Below are 16,594 nucleotides of genomic sequence, written 5' to 3'. Positions count from 1 at the left end.
CCCCTCCTTATTTCATTAACCGCGCAAACTTGTTTTTACCCACCTGCAACACTTTGCCCTCCATCTCCTCAGCTTGTTCAAACACTAAATTGGGATTGCTCACTTTTTCCCCAGCTAATTTTACCCCACCGCCTTGGATCAAACGCCTCGCTTCCGAAGATCCCTTGGATAATCCCGCTGCGCTGACAATGTAAAATAACTTGGCTGGAAACTCCACATTTTGCAAACTAAACTCAGGAATCGTTCCCGCTTCTCCTTGACTCAACGCTGCTTTTTGAGCTTCTAAAGCCGCTTCCTGCCCCTTATACTGAGTTACCACATCCAACGCTAATACTTTTTGCCGTTCCCTAGGATTGTCTGGTAACTCATCCCAAGAAAGATCGGTCAACAACTCCACATAGTCCTGAATAATGGAATCTGGAGTTTTTTCCAATTTAGAATACATGGTGACGGCATTCTCCCACACTCCCACATAATTGCCCAAGGATTTCGACATTTTCTGCACTCCATCCGTCCCCAGCAAAATCGGGACTAACAAACCAAACTGAGGTTTAAGTCCAAAATGGCGCTGTAAATCTCGGCCCACGGCAATATTAAACTTTTGGTCAGTTCCTCCTAACTCCACATCAGCCTTCACGGCCACAGAATCATAGCCTTGCATCAGAGGATAGAGAAACTCATGCAGATAGATCGGATTTTCCTGGCTATAGCGTTCAGCAAAGCCTTCTTTCGCCAACATTTGGCCCACCGTCATCGTGGCCAAAAGTTTTAAAATTTCACTTAAATCCAACTGGCTCAACCATTCCGAGTTATAGCGAATTTCCAACCGTCCGGGAGTCTCAAAATCGAGAATAGGACGCAATTGATCCAAATAGGTTTGGGCATTTTCCTTCACCTGTTCGCCCGTTAATTGACGGCGCACCTCAGATTTTCCGGTTGGGTCACCAATTTGAGCGGTAAAATCACCAATAATCAAAACTGCTGTATGGCCAGCATCCTGAAAGGCTCGCAATTTCCGCACAGCAATACTATGGCCGAGATGCAAATCTGTCCCAGTGGGATCGATGCCTAATTTTACTCTCAACGGTTGTCCGGACTGCTCAATGCGTCGTTGTAAGTTCTCATCAGGATCGTTACTATCGGGGCGATCAGGAAAAATTTCACTTACACCGCGATGCAGCCAATTCCAGGTTGAGTTGATACTTGTCATGGGATCAGAAGTTCTATAATCCATTAATATTTTGCTAATCTCTGTAATAACTGTTAACACTTATCGCGGGTACAGGTTAAACTATGGGTCAGTCCCCATTCATCCATCCCCTAAGACTCAAGGTCTGGTTCTTATCCCTATCCATTTGTTCGAGCTGAGGAAGTTAAATCACCGTGTCGTCTAATACTATCAGTCGTAAGCCATCTAAATCTATTACCCCGGCCCTTCAATTTGTCCAAGGTGTGGGCAAAGTGGCAGGGGGTACGATTTTGGGAGTGATGATGCTCACCAGTTCTATCTTTGCTGGAGGACTGGTGGGTTTGGCCTTAAGTTTTCGGAATCTGCCGGATGTCCGCAGCCTGAGAAGCTATATGCCGACAGAGACCAGTTATATCTACGATATTAATGGTGAACTGCTGACCCGGATTCATGATGAGGCCAACCGGGAAGTGGTTCCTCTAGAGCGGATTTCTCCCCATTTGAAACTGGCGGTGTTGGCGATCGAGGATTCCCATTTCTACCAGCACAATGGGATTAATCCCAGTAGTGTCGGTCGGGCATTGTTAGCCAATATTGAGAAGGGAGGGATTCGAGAGGGGGCTTCCACCATTACGATGCAGTTGGTGAAAAACCTGTTTCTGTCTCCAGAGCGGCAATTGAGTCGGAAGGTCGCTGAAGCGGTTTTAGCCCTGCGCTTAGAGCAAATTCTGACCAAAGATGAGATTTTAGAACTGTATTTGAACCAAGTGTACTGGGGTCATAATACATATGGAGTAGAGACGGCTGCCCAAAGTTATTTTGCCAAAGCGGCAGCGGATCTAACGTTGGCAGAATCAGCAATGATGGCGGGTTTGATTCAAGCGCCCGAGAGTTTTAGCCCCTTTGTGGATTATAAGTTAGCCAAACGACAGCAGGCGATTGTTTTGGGGCGGATGCGAGAATTGAATTGGATTACGGCTGAGGAAGAGAAAGAAGCGAAAGAACAGCCATTATTGGTGGGACGGGTGACTTCTTTTGGTCAAAGTAAAGTGCCCTATTTAACGGAGGCAGTAATTCAAGAACTCTCAGACCGCTTTGGTCGCGATATGGTAGTCAAAGGCGGATTGCGGATTCAAACCACCATCGATCTGAGGCTCCAACGAATTGCCGAGCAAACGGTTAAGGATTGGCATAGTCGCCTCTATAGCCGAGGTGTTTATTACGATTACGATAATGGACAATTAGCTCTAGTAGCGGTTGACCCTCGCACCCACTTTGTGAAAGCGATGGTCGGAGGCTTTGACTATGAAACCAGTCAATATAACCGAGCGGTGCAAGCGCAACGACAACCGGGGTCTTCGTTTAAACCGTTTGTTTACTATGCGGCATTTGCTAGTGGCAAATATACACCTGAGTCAGTGGTAAATGACTCGCCAGTCAGGTATCGGGATGGTAGTGGCTATTATTCTCCCCAAAACTATGGGGGGAGTTTTTCCGGCGCGGTAAGTTTGCGAAAGTCTCTTGAAGTATCTTTGAATGTACCAGCGGTTAAAATTGGTCAAGCGGTTGGTCTAAATAAGGTCGTTGAAGTCGTTCGTAATTTGGGGATTAAAAGTCCTATGGACCCAGTAATTTCCTTACCTTTGGGATCGGTTGACTTAACACCTTTAGAGATGGCTGGTGCGTTTGCGACGTTTGCGAACAATGGTTGGCATTCACAACCGACGTTTATTGCCCAAGTGATTGATAGCCATGGCAATGTTTTATTGGATAATACGCCTAAGCCGAAGCTGATTCTCGATCCTTGGGCGGTGGCTTCTCTCAATAGCACGTTGCAAGGGGTGATTTCACGGGGAACCGCTACTGGTGCTAGATTGGGTCGTCCAGCCGCCGGTAAAACGGGAACAACTACTTCGGAGCGGGATATTTGGTTTGTGGGTTATGTGCCCCAATTATCTGTAGCGGTTTGGGTGGGCAATGATGATTATCGACCTCTGGCTAAGGGAGTTACTGGAGGTACATTTGTAGCTCCGATTTGGCGCGATTTTATGCACAAAGCTTTGGCGAATGAACCGGTCGAGAAATTCCGTTCTCCAAGTGAATTTCCCCGACCACAGCCATAGGATGGGTTCAACATTTACGATTGTTTTTCCAGTTCAGATTTCATCCGCTCTAGGGTGAAATTCATTTGATCGAACATTTGTTGTGGGGTGACTCCAAATTGGCCCAATTGGGTTTTGAGCTGTTCAACGGTCATTTGGGCCATGAAGTCTTCGGAGAGTTCAAAGCGTTTCATAAATACTTTATATCGATCCATTAAGGCTTCCATCTGTTCGATGAACATTTTTTTTCCTTCTCGATCGAATTTGCCATAGTCACTACCAAGTTGGATCAGGGATTGATAATCCTCAAAGAGTTTCTTTGCTTCTTGTTGAACAATTTCTGAATCAAAAAATCCCATGGCTTTTTTTAGATAGGTTTACTGACGGTGTTAAGGGCATTGATGATGATGCACTGGTTTTATTCTAATGGAGTCGGAGACTCGAGTAAAATTCGGTTTTCCGTATTTATAGGGGATAGAGGGGATGGGGGGCTTCACCGGCTCAAGTATTGCACAATGAAATAGAAAGACTATGAGCATCCTGGTTTTGTGATTGCTCTAAAAATGGACTATTTTAGTTGGGTCAAGGTACTAGGATGTGCTTGAGCCTGGAATGGGGGTAGCTTAACGGTGTTGAATAAGGAAAAGAGTCGAAAAGTGGGTATGATTTTGGCGTTTTCTGGGATGTTGATTCCGATCGCCGGATTGCATAAGTTTTATTTAGGTCAACCTTTATGGGGAGCGATCTATTTATTATTGTCTTGGACTCCAATTCCCCATGTGGCTAGTGCAATTGATGGTGTGTGGTATTTAGTACAAAATGATGAAGAATTTAACCAGAATTATCCCGGCCCGGTTCCTGTTATTCCAGGACTGAAAATCCCCCAAGTGAATTGGTCAAAGTTCTGGCCGAAGCAGAATTCTACACCTACTGGCCCGATCCGAGACCAGGTGGAGTCGGTAGCGGATGCCCTACGGCAGTTAGAGGCTTTGCGTCAAGAGGGACTGATTACTGAGTATGAGTTTGAACAGAAACGCCGCCAACTTTTAGACAAGATTGCTTAGGATAAGGAGGTAATTTCGGCAGTTGGGGGAGTTTGGGCAATGCAGGAAGCATCGGGAGGGGAGGTAGGGTAGGTAGAGACTGAAGGCTGGGCAGGGTGGGTAGAGAGATCTTGTAACCCCATACACGAGAGTGTTGTGACGGCACTGGCCAACCGAGGTGGGTGGGTTGTTGATAAATGCGTTTCAAGGTATTGAGGTCGCGGGAGGAGATGGGGGGAGGATTGGGCACTTGGGAGAAATAGAGCGCATCGGTGGGTTCGGGAGAATGGCCCCAAATACCGATCGCATGGCCCAGTTCGTGACGAGCAGTGGCGAGGGTATATTCTGAGGTTTGATTTGGAGTCAGGAAGATTTCACAGCGATGGAGCAGGTATTCCCGATCGGGCGGATGGGGGAGAGAGCCAAGATAGAGTTCATAGTTAGTGGTAGCCGATCGCACGCGTCCAAGCTGACCATCGGGGCCGAGTTTGAGGGGAGGGCGCTGTCGGTGAATGATGATATGGGCTTGATCGGGGCGATCGCTAATTTCTAAGGGAAAATAGGCTTGCCATTCCTGAATGGCACGGGTGACGGCTTCAACCCAACGCGGATCGGGGGTCTCGATATCGAGACTCACTTGTACGGGGAATTGAGACCAAATTAAATACCCAATTTTGAGGGGTTTAATGGCTTCAAAATAGTCTCCAAGTTCTTCCGGATCGTGCCATTGGGCTAAAAGGGGGGGGAGGGGATGGGCTTGCGGTGGAGAAACCCTAATTCTGGGGGGAAGGGCTAGAATGGTTGTACAAGAAAAGACCGCCAACAAGACTGTGGCGATCGCGTAAGCGATGGGTCGCATCATCATGCCCATCCAAGATCTTAAGCATAGACCTTGACGGGAAAGGTTTAACCTTTTGGCTATCCATCGCCAAGGAGCCATGGCATTAACCAACGGGTTCTAACCATCCAGCGCTTAACACTACCGTTAAGCCAAGAAAGAGAACAGTTAAAGCCCAGGTTGTCCGATTTAAGGTTGTTTCAGCACTTTTAGCACTGGTAAATAATTGGGCTTGGCCGCCAATACCGCCAATACCGTCTCCTTTCGGACTATGGAGAAGAATTAAGACCACCAGACTAAAGGCTGAGATAGCCCAAACAATTTGTAGGATACTGACAACACTCATAAGGTGAAATGGAATAAACAATCATGGAGCCAGAAGTGCGGGTTTACCGAGAGAGGGAAACCGGCGATCGATTGGTTTGCACTTCATAGACAGGGTTCTGAAACATGGATTTCCCGGTCATTTCCTTGGGTTGAGGAATTTGTAGAATTTCCAGGATGGTAGGGGCAATGTCTGCCAAACAACCATCGCTTCTCAAGGCAACATTGTTGCCATGGCCGGGAATTTTACGCTTTTCACCTTCAATCAGGATAAAAGGCACGGGGTTCGTCGTATGGGCTGTCCAAGGATTCCCTTTCTCATCGTACATGAGTTCGGCATTGCCATGGTCGGCAATAATAATCGTGGTTCCTCCGACTTTACCAATCGCCTCGATCAGATGACCTAAGCAGCGATCGACCGTTTCAATCGCCTGAACGGCTGCATCCATCATTCCCGTATGACCCACCATATCTGGATTGGCATAATTAATCACTACCATAGAATAAACTTGTTCTTCGATGGCAGCAATGGCTGTTTCTGTGACGGCTTCGGCAGACATACTCGGCTGTCGATCGTAGGTGGGAACCTGGGGAGAGGGAATTAATTCTCGGTCTTCTCCTTCTACTGGATCTTCGAGTCCCCCATTAAAGAAATAGGTTACATGGGCATATTTTTCGGTTTCTGCACTGCGAAACTGTCGTAGTCCTTGTTGGGCCAAAACCTCTGCCAAAATATTGTTCAGGTTTTGGGGTTCAAAGGCCACAGATACCGGCAGACTCGCATCATATTGGGTAAACGTAACGAAAGACAGGGGATCGATGATAGTCCGCTCAAATCCGTCAAAATCGGGATCGACGAAGGCTTGGGTAAGCTGCCGAGCGCGATCGGGGCGGAAGTTAAAAAAGATTATGCCATCCCCCGGTTCTACTGAACCTGGAGCGCAACGGACAGGGATCGCAAACTCATCGGTGATTCCTTGCTCATAGGATGCTTTTAAAAGTGAGATCGCATCCCCTTGAGCAGTAATGGTATCGTCGATGAGGACTTGATAGGCTTTTTGCACCCGATCCCATCGGCGATCGCGATCCATGGCATAATAGCGGCCCATGAGGGTGACAATTTTCCCGACTCCCATGCAGTTGAGTTCTGCTTGCAGTTTTTCCAGGTTTTTCACCCCATCGGTGGGATAGGTGTCACGACCATCCATGATCGCATGAATACAGACTTGTTCAATCTCCTGTGTTTTGGCTAGTTTTAGTAATCCCAATAGATGGTCTAGGTGGGAATGAACCCCTCCATCTGAGCAAAGTCCAATCAGATGGAGTTTGCTAGAGTGAGATTTGACTTGCTCACAGACCTTTTGTAAAGCGGGGTTCTCTGGTAAGGAACCTTCTTCTACTGCATCACTAATGCGAAGTAGTTCTTGTTTTACAATTCGGCCTGCGCCAATGTTCATATGACCCACTTCTGAGTTACCCATTTGCCCTTGAGGTAACCCGACAGCTTTTCCAGAGGTTTGAATTAATGTATTAGGGTAAGCTGCCTGTAGGCTATCCATTATGGGTGTTTTCGCGACGGCAATGGCGTTTCCGTCGGTGGCTTCACGGTAACCCCAGCCATCTAAAATGACCAGCACCACAGGAGATATCGGTGCTTTTGCCATAACCTATTCACCCTTTTGCTGAATTTCTGTGCCCATCATACCATCAGTGTGAAAAAGCTGCTGCTTAAAATAGCGCTTCGCGCTAGGGAATAGGGAATGAGGGATAGGAAATAGGCAATAGCTTGTATGGTTTAGGGTCTAAGGCTTCAAGCTGTACGCCATAGAAGAGAGAATCGCTATAGAGGTAAAAGGGAATTGAAAATGGGAAGCTAAAATTAAGGGAGTTAGTTTAAGGTGTCGATAGTAAACAAGATGTATTTTTGCACTTGTATTCTTCATGGTAATCAGAATCTTCTGGGTGGATAAAAGGCTATGAGCTTATTGGTTAAACGAGCGATCGCTTATCTGGGTGTATTTGTTATGGGAAGTAGTGCAGGTTGGCTAGGGAGCCGATATCTGGAGCGAGATCGGGTTTTAAGCTATTCCGATTCTTCTGCGCTTCCTGTTGTGTTGCCTCCCTTACCTCAACCTTCGGCGATCGCTAAATCAACAGAGCCTATCCCCACTAATTTTATTGCTAGAGCTGTGGAAAAAGTAGGACCGGCCGTAGTCAGAATTGATGCGACTCGACGAGTAAAATCTCAGATTTCTCCACCGTTTCGCAATCCGTTATTGGATCGGTTCTTTGGAGATGATATCCCTGCTGAACCGGAACGGTTAGAGCGGGGAACGGGATCGGGGTTGATTTTGAGTACCCAAGGACAGTTGATTACCAATGCCCATGTGGTTGAAGGTGCAGATGTGGTAGATATTACGCTTCGAGATGGGCGAACTTTTGAGGGCGTGGTCTTGGGTAGAGATCGGGTGACGGATATTGCTGTAGTTAAAATTGAGGCTCAGGGCTTGCCTGTGGTAGAAATCGGTGGCTCAGAGCCGTTAGTACCGGGACAATGGGCGATCGCCATTGGCAATCCGTTAGGTTTAGACAATACGGTGACGGCTGGGATTATTAGTGCCACGGGGCGATCGAGCGCTCAAGTCGGAATTCCGGATAAGCGCGTGCGTTTTATTCAAACTGATGCCGCCATTAATCCGGGAAATTCCGGAGGACCCTTATTAAATGAGCAGGGCCAAGTAATTGGCATTAATACAGCCATTCGTGCTGATGCCCAAGGATTGGGATTTGCCATTCCCATTGAAACTGCCCTACGGGTCGCCGATCAATTATTTACCACAGGTACAGCCGAACATCCGTTTTTGGGCATTCAAATGGTCGATTTAACCCCTGCCGCTAAATCTTTATTGCAACAACAGCAATTCCCGATCGCTGAAAGCCTCAATGAAGGAGTGATTATTACAGGAATTGTCAAGAATTCCCCAGCGGAAAATTCCCAATTACAACCTGGAGATATTATTCTGAGGGTCGATGGAATTCCTGTACAAAAGGCCACGGAAGTCCAAGAGCTAGTAGAACAATCTACCGTGGGCGAATTATTGTTTTTAGAAGTTAATCGAGCAGGTCAGAAAGTAGAGATTTCTATTCGCCCTGGAACCTTGCCCCAGTCCCAACCCTAAGCCTGGTCAATTGACCGCAGCGATCCGGATGAGAGGAAGGTATCGAAGTAGGGGATCAAAATCAAGAATTGATCGGATTTTATTTCCACAAAGAACCCATGATTGATTATTATAAAGGTTGGATTATTCAGGTTTATTTCGACGAACAATATTGGCATGTAGATCTAATGAGTCTAAAAGGAGATTATTCCGGCATGGGGTGTTTAGTCGGTATTCATTCCAATCCCTTTTCTGCTCTTCAGGAAGCTCGCGATCGCATTGACCGACGAAATGCTTGGAAAAGTCTGGAGCAGGTCTTAGCGGAGTTTCGTGATTGCGGCTTGATTTCTGACATCGAATGGGATTATTTAAGGGACTCCTTAACCTGTTGGGTTGTACAATAATGCAAAAGGGAATAGGGAATAAGTTGGGTGAATTAAAAGACAGTCCTAACTGCTTCGCGGTTTCTGTAATCCTTGATTGGATGTGCAGTTGAGCAATCTCCGGTTGACATGTTCATAGAAAAAGTGATATAATTATAGACTATTTTGAGATAGTCTATGCCTCGTTCCAGTCAACCCATTCAACTGCCAACCCTAAAAGATGAAGCTCTTTGGCTTCATGCTTTAACCCATCGATCCTATACAAATGAGCATTCAGATACCCTAGAAGATAACGAAGCATTAGAGTTTTTGGGAGATGCGGTTTTAGGGTTTTTGGTCAGTGAACTCATTTATAAGCGGTACGGCAGTTCCGTAAACATTACAGAAGCTCAAATGACACGATTGCGCTCTAAATTAGTCGATGAAAAGCAATTAGCGCGATTAGCCGGAGAATTAGGTATAGGTGACCTGATGCGTTTGGGGAAAGGGGCAATCCAAAACAATGCCCAGAACAATCCAGCTTTACTCAGTGATACATTAGAAGCCATTATTGGTGCATATTATTTAGATGCTGGTATCGTCAAAGTGCGGCAGTTTGTCACCCGTTTGTTTACAGATATTGCTGATGATTTGATAGAGTCATCGGACGATCAAACTCTTCCCAACTTAATTGATAGTAAAGGAAAATTTCAGCAATGGGCATTGAAAGAATATCAACAAACACCAGACTATAAATTAGTTAAAGAAGCGGGAGAAGATCATGAGAAAATTTTCTGGGTTGAAGTTTGGGTAAAAGGGAAAAAGTATGGAGAAGGTCAAGGTCGTCGCAAAAAGGAAGCTGAGAAAAAAGCTGCTGAAGATGCCTTGCAGCATATCGGTGGTTAGATCAATTAAAAATGGGTAGAGGTTGGGGATAATTGCCTCTAGCAAGGATAATACAGAATCTATCAGGCGACCATCACCTATTCCCAGTACAAACCCCTATATTTTCATCTTCTCCTCAGCAGAATTTCAGGTTAGAGTCACCAATATGAAGTATTCTGACTCTTAACTCAGAGTTCGGGAAGATGGAGTTAATCAGATGAACAGGGGTCTAGGTCAACGAGCGATCGCGTTAATCTTAATTGCATCTAGTGTTGCCTTCATGATTATCGTTCTGCAAGGGAAAAATATGCAGGACTTGCTCAAAACCCTACTGATCTCGATTCAATATTCTCAACAGGGTATTATCGCTTATATTCTCTTGTATAATCTTGCCACCGTACTATTAATTCCCGCTGTGATTTTAACCCTGGGTGGTGGTGCAATCTATGGCGTATTCTGGGGATCGATTTATGTATTTATTGCTTCCACATTAGGGGCAACTTTGGCATTTCTATTAGGACGGTATGTTTCGAGGGATTGGGCAATCCGCAAACTCTCCCAATATCCCAAATTTCTTGCCCTCGATCGGGCAGTTGTTAAATCTGGATTTAAGATTGTATTATTAACTCGCTTATCTCCTATTTTTCCCTTTAATTTACTCAATTATACCTTTGGAGTGATGCAAGTTTCTCTTCAAGATTATGTTTTGGGATCGATCGGTATGATTCCGGGTATTGTTGGTTATACTTATATTGGTTCTTTAATCGGGGATATTACCCAATTAGGGAATTCCAGTCTGGATTTAGGGATCAGAGGACAGATAGTTCAAGGTACAATTTATGCGATCGGGACTTTAGCAACCTTAAGCTTAATTATGTATGGCTCAAAATTAGCTCAGAAAACTCTAGAAGAAACGCTATAAATATCAATCTAATAGGGGCGCAAAATTTTGCGCCCCTAAAATTTTTGTATAACTGAGTTATACCTGAGTTCGGGGAGTAGGTATAGAAAGCGGCTATAGTGAAATCAGGTCATCAGTACTCTATCATGTCGCGATCGCTAAAAGTTGCCCCCCAATTTATTTCCCAGGTTAAAGCAGCCGTGAAACGCCAAGGTTATCCCCGTCAGAAAGATTTGGCAGATGAGTTGCAGCTATCTCTGGCGACGGTGAGTAACTATCTGAATGGGAAAGCGGTGGATAATGTGAATTTCCAGGAGATTAGCGAACGACTGGAGCAGGATGTGGAGGCGATCGCCATTTTCGAGGATACCACAGATCGGCCAGAGGATAGCCCGGCGATCGCTCCCCTGCTCCAAAACCCCTCGCTCATTTATATCCAACGTCCTCCCATTGAATCATCTTGCCACAGTGCCCTCATCCATCCCGGTGCATTATTGAGGATAAAATCCCCCCGTCTGATGGGAAAAACTGCACTCATGGCGAGAACTTTAGCGCAACTGACTCAGGAAGGTTATCGGTTTGCCTATCTCAACTTTCACCTAGCCCATGAAACCGACTTCAGCCATATTGATGCCTTTCTCAAATGGTTTGGTATCAGTTTCGGGCACAGTTTAGGCATTCCCAATCAGTTGAAAAATTACTGGGATGAAGAGTTTTCCACCTCCAAAGTCGATACCACCGACTATGTGCAGAACTATCTACTTCCCAAAGCCAAATCTCCCGTTATCTTATGCTTAGATGAAGTAGACCGAATTTTTCCCTATCCTCAAGTTGCCTCGGAATTTTTAGGCTTACTTCGAGCCTGGCACGAGCGGGGAAAAGTGGAATCGGTTTGGCAGCAGTTGCGTTTGGTTGTTGTCCATTCCACGGAAGTCTATATTCCCCTAAACATTAACGAATCTCCCTTTAATGTCGGCGTGCCCATTGAATTATCAGAATTTACCCTTTCCCAGGTGCAAGAATTTGCCCAACAGCATCAACAGAATTGGAGTCAATCTTCTGTAGAGCAACTGATGGAAATGGTAGGAGGTCATCCTTATCTGATTGAGCAAGCATTTTCCCATTATCGCACTGACCCGGATTCCTTGGAACTGCTCTTAAAAGAAGCACCCACGGAAGCCGGAATTTATGTCAATCACCTGCGTCATCTCTGGAATATTGTGCAACAGCATCCTGATTTAGTGAAGGCGTTATCGACAGTGATTGAATCGGATACTCCCGTGCGTTTGGACTCCATGGATGCTTACAAGTTGTACAGTTTAGGATTAGTAAAACGACAGGGGAATAATGTCTTCCCCAGTTGTCGATTATATCGAGACTACTTTCGGGATTTTTTGCCCTAATCGCCCTCGCGTAGGGCATTGCCCACCAAAAATAGGGCTTTGTTCGTAGTAAGCACTTTAGTGCTTCAAAGCCTAGCTGGAGAGGGATCAATCCCTCACTACAAACCAAATCTAATGCACCATTTTAGCTGAAACAGTCCAGTAGTGGGCTGACCCACCTAAAATGGGGCTTTGTTCGTAGTAAGCACTTTAGTGCTTCAAAGCCTAGCCGGAGAGGGATTTATCCCTCACTACAAACCAAATCTAATGCACCATTTTAGATGAAACAATCCAGTAGGGTGGGTAATGCCAGCCCTACGCTAAACTAAAAAATATCATGGGAACCTATTATATCGGCGGAACTTTACCGCTCAATTCCAAAACTTATGTCACTCGCGCTGCTGATGAAGAACTCTATCAGCAAATACAAAACGGCGAATTTTGCTATGTCCTAAATGCGCGACAAATGGGAAAATCTTCCCTGAGAGTGCGAACCATGCAACGGTTGCAAGACAATGGGGTGGTGTGCGCGTCCATCGATATTACCGAATTGGGTTCGCAACAAGTGACTCCAGAAAAATGGTATGGGGGATTAGTTAAAACTCTCGTCAGTCGATTGGGATTAGAGGAAACTTTTTCCTTACGTTCTTGGTTCAACGAACGCCGAGATATTCCTGCCGTTCAGTTTTTTGGCGAGTTTCTAGAAGAGCTTATTTTTCGCCAAATCACTCAACCGGTGGCGATCTTCATTGATGAAATTGATAGCGTTTTGCAACTTGGATTTAAGGATGATTTCTTTGCCCTGATTCGCTCCTGTTACAATAAACGGGCGGATGATAATGCCTATAAGCGTCTCTCGTTTGTCCTCTTGGGAGTTGCCACCCCTGGCGATTTAATTGAAGACAAAAACCGTACCCCGTTTAATATTGGTCGAGCGGTGGAGTTGCAGGGATTTCAACTCCATGAAGTGCCGCCCTTGGTGGAAGGATTAAAAGGACGGGTGAGCCATCCAGAAACTGCGATCGAGGAAATATTAAACTGGACGGGAGGACAACCATTTTTAACTCAAAAACTCTGTCAATGGGTGTGTGAATTAGCCCCCAATCTTCCCACAGGACGTGAGGGGGAGTGGATGGAAAACTTAGTCAGAACTCGGATTATCGAAAATTGGGAAGCATCGGACGATCCAGAGCATTTGAAAACCATCCGCAACCGCATTCTCAGTAACGAGCAACGGGCGGCGTATTTGTTGGAATTATATCAGCAAATCCGCCAGCAAGGGCAAGTGGTAGCCAATAATAGTTTTGAAGAAGGAAAGTTACAGTTATCGGGGTTAGTGGTCAAGCAAAGAACTGGAACTTCGGTAAGGCTGAAAGTCGCGAATCACATTTATTTTGAAGTGTTTAATAAAGCCTGGATTGAGGAACAATTAGAGGCGTTGCGTCCCTATGCGGAAGCCTTTCGCGATTGGGTAAAATCGGCAGGTGCGGATGAGTCAAGATTGTTGCGCGGTAAGGCGTTGCAGGATGCCAAATGTTGGGCAGCAGGTAAGAATTTAAGCTATCGAGACCAAGAGTTTTTAGCCGCGAGTGAGAAGAAAGAAATTGAGGTGCAAATTGCCCAAGAGAAACTGGAAGCGGAGTTAGAGCGCGAGCGCAAAGACTCGGAAGCCGCAGAGCAGAGAAACCGGGTATTAACGCAAGCAAATCGCAAGGCGAAACGGCGAATTCGTATCGGTGCGGTGGTGATGGTGATGGCAATTTTGGGGGCAACCTTTTCGGTGCAAGTTGCGGGAAATCGGGTGATTAAAGCGAATCGTGAGGCAAGACAAGCACAGATACAACGGCAAAAAGCAGAGGAACAAGTGCAAAATGTCTCCCGGTTATCTGAATTAGGTGGAGAGCTACGTCGGGAGAATAAACACTCTGAAGCGGAACAAGCTTGGAAACAAGCAGCATTATCGTTTGAAATTAAGGATTATGACTTGAAACAAGCAATGTTGTTGAGTCATATTGCCACTGCTTACCAACAATTAGAACAGTTGGATAAGGCAATGGATGCGGTTTCAGAAAGTTTAGATTTTTTGAATCAAGTAGAAGATAAACAGAATCTGAACTATTCTATCCTGCGGGCACAAGCATTGAATATTAAATCCCGTCTGCTGGTTGCACAAGGGGATGAATCGGTCGATTTTTCAGTTAATCAGCAAGCCTTTGATATTTTGCAAAAGTTAGATCCTGATTTGACAGGAATTAATCCGGCTGTACAAGTTTCGTTTCCAGAAACTGTTGAAAATGTGTATCAGGGAGTTCTAGAGTCTATTTTTGATGTTGAAGAAGTAAGTCAAGCGAACTTAGAGAAAGCGCGGCAAGTAGTTGAGTCACTTCAGTTAATAAAACTTCACGACTTCAGTCAGATGTTTCCTTTAAATCCTAATCTAGTAAAAATTGAGGAAATTGATCCACATGCTGCCGTTTTTTATCCAATTTTATTTGAAGATCGTGTTGAATTTATACTTCACTTACCCAGTGAACCACTCTATCACTACTCAATTAAGAGAACTATAGATATGGAAAACTACTCAAGAGATATTTTTAGATCTTTGAGAAGTTTGAAAGTATTCGGCGATCGAGGTGATATTATTATTGAATCATACGGAGATATAACGATTGGAGAATACGGAGATATAACGATTGGAGAATCCAGAAATCTTATTGATTATTATTTGAAGACAAGTCAAAAATATAATGATTTAATATTCAAACCATCAGAGATTTATTTAAACTCAAGCAATATCAAAACTTTGGTATTTATCTCTACTCAAGCCGTGAATAACATGCTAGAAAACCTTTCTGTATTTAATCTTCACGATGGAGAGCAGTATTTAGTAGAGAAATATGCAGTTGCTTTTACCCCTGCATTAGAGATGATAGAAGCCGAACGCCAACCTCAAAGACCGTTAAGGGCATTAGTGGCTGGATTTTCTAAAGACTACAAAACTGACAATATTTTATTGCTTGAATCACCTACAACTGAACAGGAAATAGAAAAAGTTAGCTCTATCATACCCAGTTCTGTTTTACTCAATGAAAAATTCACAAATACTGCTTTTAAAAAAGCTCTGGAGAATTCTTATTTTCCAGTTGTACATTTGGCTACCATAAGCCCTTTGTCTATAGAAATAGATAATGTTATCCAAACTTGGGATGAAAATATCTCTTATGAAGACTTTGGGAAATTAGTTTCTTCAGACAATCAAGGACAAGATCAAGGTATTGATTTACTGGTTCTTGAGCATTTTATATCATTGGTGATTAATGCTCAATCTACTAAATCTACTAATCAGTTAAAAAAATATAACATTCGCACTATCCTTACTCTTAAGGGAGATACTTCATTCGTTCCACCTCATAATTCTATTCCTGATTTCATGGCTAAGTTTTATCAAGAATGGACTAAACCCAATGTTTCCAAAGCTGAGGCACTGCGTCGCGCTCAAGTCCATTTTATCAAAGATCCAGAATTTAGTTATACTAACAATATGAATTGGGCTAACTATGTTTTAATCGGTGATTGGCGGTAAGGGTAAGATATGACATCACTTTGAGAGGATCTAGAAACCGGGTTTCTGGCACAAACCCGGTTTCTAACGCCCCTTGCATCGGCTATAATCAATTGGATACCCACAGCGACTCATAAAACAAGGGACAAGGAGATAAGGCAATGGATGCAATGACGACTCAGCAAGCACAACAGGATTTAGATGGTTTGATTGAACGGGCGATCGCGAGCCGATCGCTCTGTGTAATGATGAAGGAGATAGAAATGATATTATGTCCGCTTAATCAACCCTAATTCAGTCATTGCGAATGGAGCGAAGCGTAATGAAGCAATCTCGACTATCTTGCTAGTCTCGGCGATTGCTTCACTCCACTGCGTTCCGTTCGTGCTTCGCGCATACTGCGTAAACGCAATGACATATTTTCATTGATTATTCGGATTTGATATAAATTGGTAAGGTGGGCACTGCCCACCTTACATTGGTGGGAGAGATTAGCGCTGTTTGAGCTGCACTAACACCAAGAGGTGCAAGCATAAGAGAATGACAAATTCCATGTGTAAAACGAAGGAAAGTTCTGAATTTAATCCTGAAGAGACGGGATTGATGGCTTGTACGATTTGCCGTTTGGGGTCTATGCTCATGACTGTTTCCAGGGTTTCCATAGACTGGATGATGGGGTATGCTTTCGGGGAGGTTTCAATCTGTCGGGATCGGGATTTCATTTTCTGTATCCTCGCTAGAATTTCCTACCCTTTCAGCATCTCAAACCCCTTCTTGAGAACTGACTGGATACGAGGCAAATGGAGCGATACTTTTATCTGATTTATGCCTAATATAAAATTGTTATA

At 44.6% G+C, this 16,594-nt stretch carries 15 protein-coding genes; 9 read left to right on the top strand and 6 right to left on the bottom strand.

Features of this window, described 5'->3' with window-relative positions; all coding sequences use genetic code 11:
• Window positions 1–7 precede the first annotated feature (7 nt).
• The gene (tyrS, locus tag J7529_RS01860) at window positions 8–1,210 is read right to left on the bottom strand and encodes a tyrosine--tRNA ligase (protein ID WP_318727583.1); all 1,203 of its coding nucleotides are present in this window, start codon (window positions 1,208–1,210) and stop codon (window positions 8–10) included.
• Window positions 1,211–1,383: 173 nt separating this feature from the next.
• Here tyrS and J7529_RS01855 point away from each other — a divergent pair, with 173 nt between their 5' ends.
• On the top strand, window positions 1,384–3,312 hold the full coding sequence (locus J7529_RS01855; protein WP_318702204.1) for a penicillin-binding protein 1A: 1,929 nt from the start codon (window positions 1,384–1,386) through the stop codon (window positions 3,310–3,312).
• Between the two features lie 14 nt (window positions 3,313–3,326).
• On the opposite strand, the gene J7529_RS01850 is transcribed toward J7529_RS01855, so the two are convergent.
• Window positions 3,327–3,650 carry a DUF1825 family protein gene (locus J7529_RS01850; protein ID WP_318727582.1) on the bottom strand — a complete coding sequence of 108 codons (324 nt, stop codon included), beginning with the start codon at window positions 3,648–3,650 and terminating at the stop codon, window positions 3,327–3,329.
• Window positions 3,651–3,920: 270 nt separating this feature from the next.
• Between J7529_RS01850 and J7529_RS01845 the strand changes: the two genes are divergently transcribed.
• The gene (locus tag J7529_RS01845) at window positions 3,921–4,355 is read left to right on the top strand and encodes an NINE protein (protein WP_318727581.1); all 435 of its coding nucleotides are present in this window, start codon (window positions 3,921–3,923) and stop codon (window positions 4,353–4,355) included.
• Here the strand turns inward: J7529_RS01845 and J7529_RS01840 are convergent.
• The 3 genes from J7529_RS01840 to gpmI are packed head-to-tail and all read right to left on the bottom strand — an operon-like array spanning window position 4,300 to window position 7,160.
• Complete coding sequence (locus tag J7529_RS01840) at window positions 4,300–5,274, bottom strand: hypothetical protein (protein ID WP_318727580.1); 975 nt, start codon at window positions 5,272–5,274, stop codon at window positions 4,300–4,302. The two genes, J7529_RS01845 and J7529_RS01840, sit on opposite strands and share 56 nt — an antisense overlap.
• A 4-nt stretch (window positions 5,275–5,278) precedes the next feature.
• Complete coding sequence (secG, locus tag J7529_RS01835) at window positions 5,279–5,518, bottom strand: preprotein translocase subunit SecG (RefSeq protein ID WP_271936181.1); 240 nt, start codon at window positions 5,516–5,518, stop codon at window positions 5,279–5,281.
• A gap of 43 nt (window positions 5,519–5,561) precedes the next feature.
• A complete protein-coding gene (gene gpmI / locus J7529_RS01830) occupies window positions 5,562–7,160 on the bottom strand; it encodes a 2,3-bisphosphoglycerate-independent phosphoglycerate mutase (protein WP_318727579.1) in 1,599 nt (532 codons plus the stop codon).
• 312 nt (window positions 7,161–7,472) lie between these two features.
• On the opposite strand from gpmI, the gene J7529_RS01825 reads away from it, so the two are divergent.
• From J7529_RS01825 to J7529_RS01795, 7 genes are all read left to right on the top strand, one after another.
• On the top strand, window positions 7,473–8,675 hold the full coding sequence (locus tag J7529_RS01825; protein ID WP_271936178.1) for an HhoA/HhoB/HtrA family serine endopeptidase: 1,203 nt from the start codon (window positions 7,473–7,475) through the stop codon (window positions 8,673–8,675).
• A gap of 98 nt (window positions 8,676–8,773) precedes the next feature.
• The gene (locus J7529_RS01820; protein WP_271936177.1) at window positions 8,774–9,058 is read left to right on the top strand and encodes a hypothetical protein; all 285 of its coding nucleotides are present in this window, start codon (window positions 8,774–8,776) and stop codon (window positions 9,056–9,058) included.
• A gap of 156 nt (window positions 9,059–9,214) precedes the next feature.
• Window positions 9,215–9,922: a ribonuclease III gene (gene rnc / locus J7529_RS01815; RefSeq protein WP_318727578.1), complete on the top strand. Its 708-nt coding sequence runs from the start codon at window positions 9,215–9,217 to the stop codon at window positions 9,920–9,922.
• A 196-nt stretch (window positions 9,923–10,118) separates the two neighbouring features.
• On the top strand, window positions 10,119–10,823 hold the full coding sequence (locus J7529_RS01810; protein ID WP_318727577.1) for a TVP38/TMEM64 family protein: 705 nt from the start codon (window positions 10,119–10,121) through the stop codon (window positions 10,821–10,823).
• Window positions 10,824–10,948: 125 nt separating this feature from the next.
• The gene (locus J7529_RS01805) at window positions 10,949–12,205 is read left to right on the top strand and encodes an AAA-like domain-containing protein (RefSeq protein ID WP_318727576.1); all 1,257 of its coding nucleotides are present in this window, start codon (window positions 10,949–10,951) and stop codon (window positions 12,203–12,205) included.
• A 316-nt stretch (window positions 12,206–12,521) separates the two neighbouring features.
• Window positions 12,522–15,767: an AAA-like domain-containing protein gene (locus J7529_RS01800; RefSeq protein WP_318727575.1), complete on the top strand. Its 3,246-nt coding sequence runs from the start codon at window positions 12,522–12,524 to the stop codon at window positions 15,765–15,767.
• A 140-nt stretch (window positions 15,768–15,907) separates the two neighbouring features.
• On the top strand, window positions 15,908–16,039 hold the full coding sequence (locus J7529_RS01795) for a hypothetical protein (protein WP_318727574.1): 132 nt from the start codon (window positions 15,908–15,910) through the stop codon (window positions 16,037–16,039).
• A 198-nt stretch (window positions 16,040–16,237) separates the two neighbouring features.
• Here J7529_RS01795 and J7529_RS01790 read toward each other — a convergent pair whose 3' ends face one another.
• Window positions 16,238–16,468: a hypothetical protein gene (locus J7529_RS01790; RefSeq protein WP_318727573.1), complete on the bottom strand. Its 231-nt coding sequence runs from the start codon at window positions 16,466–16,468 to the stop codon at window positions 16,238–16,240.
• Window positions 16,469–16,594 lie beyond the last annotated feature (126 nt).

The organism is Roseofilum sp. Guam (genome assembly GCF_017746735.1).
In the GTDB taxonomy this organism is placed as follows: Bacteria; Cyanobacteriota; Cyanobacteriia; order Cyanobacteriales; family Desertifilaceae; genus Roseofilum; species Roseofilum reptotaenium.
This window is presented reverse-complemented; position numbering and strand designations above follow the sequence as displayed.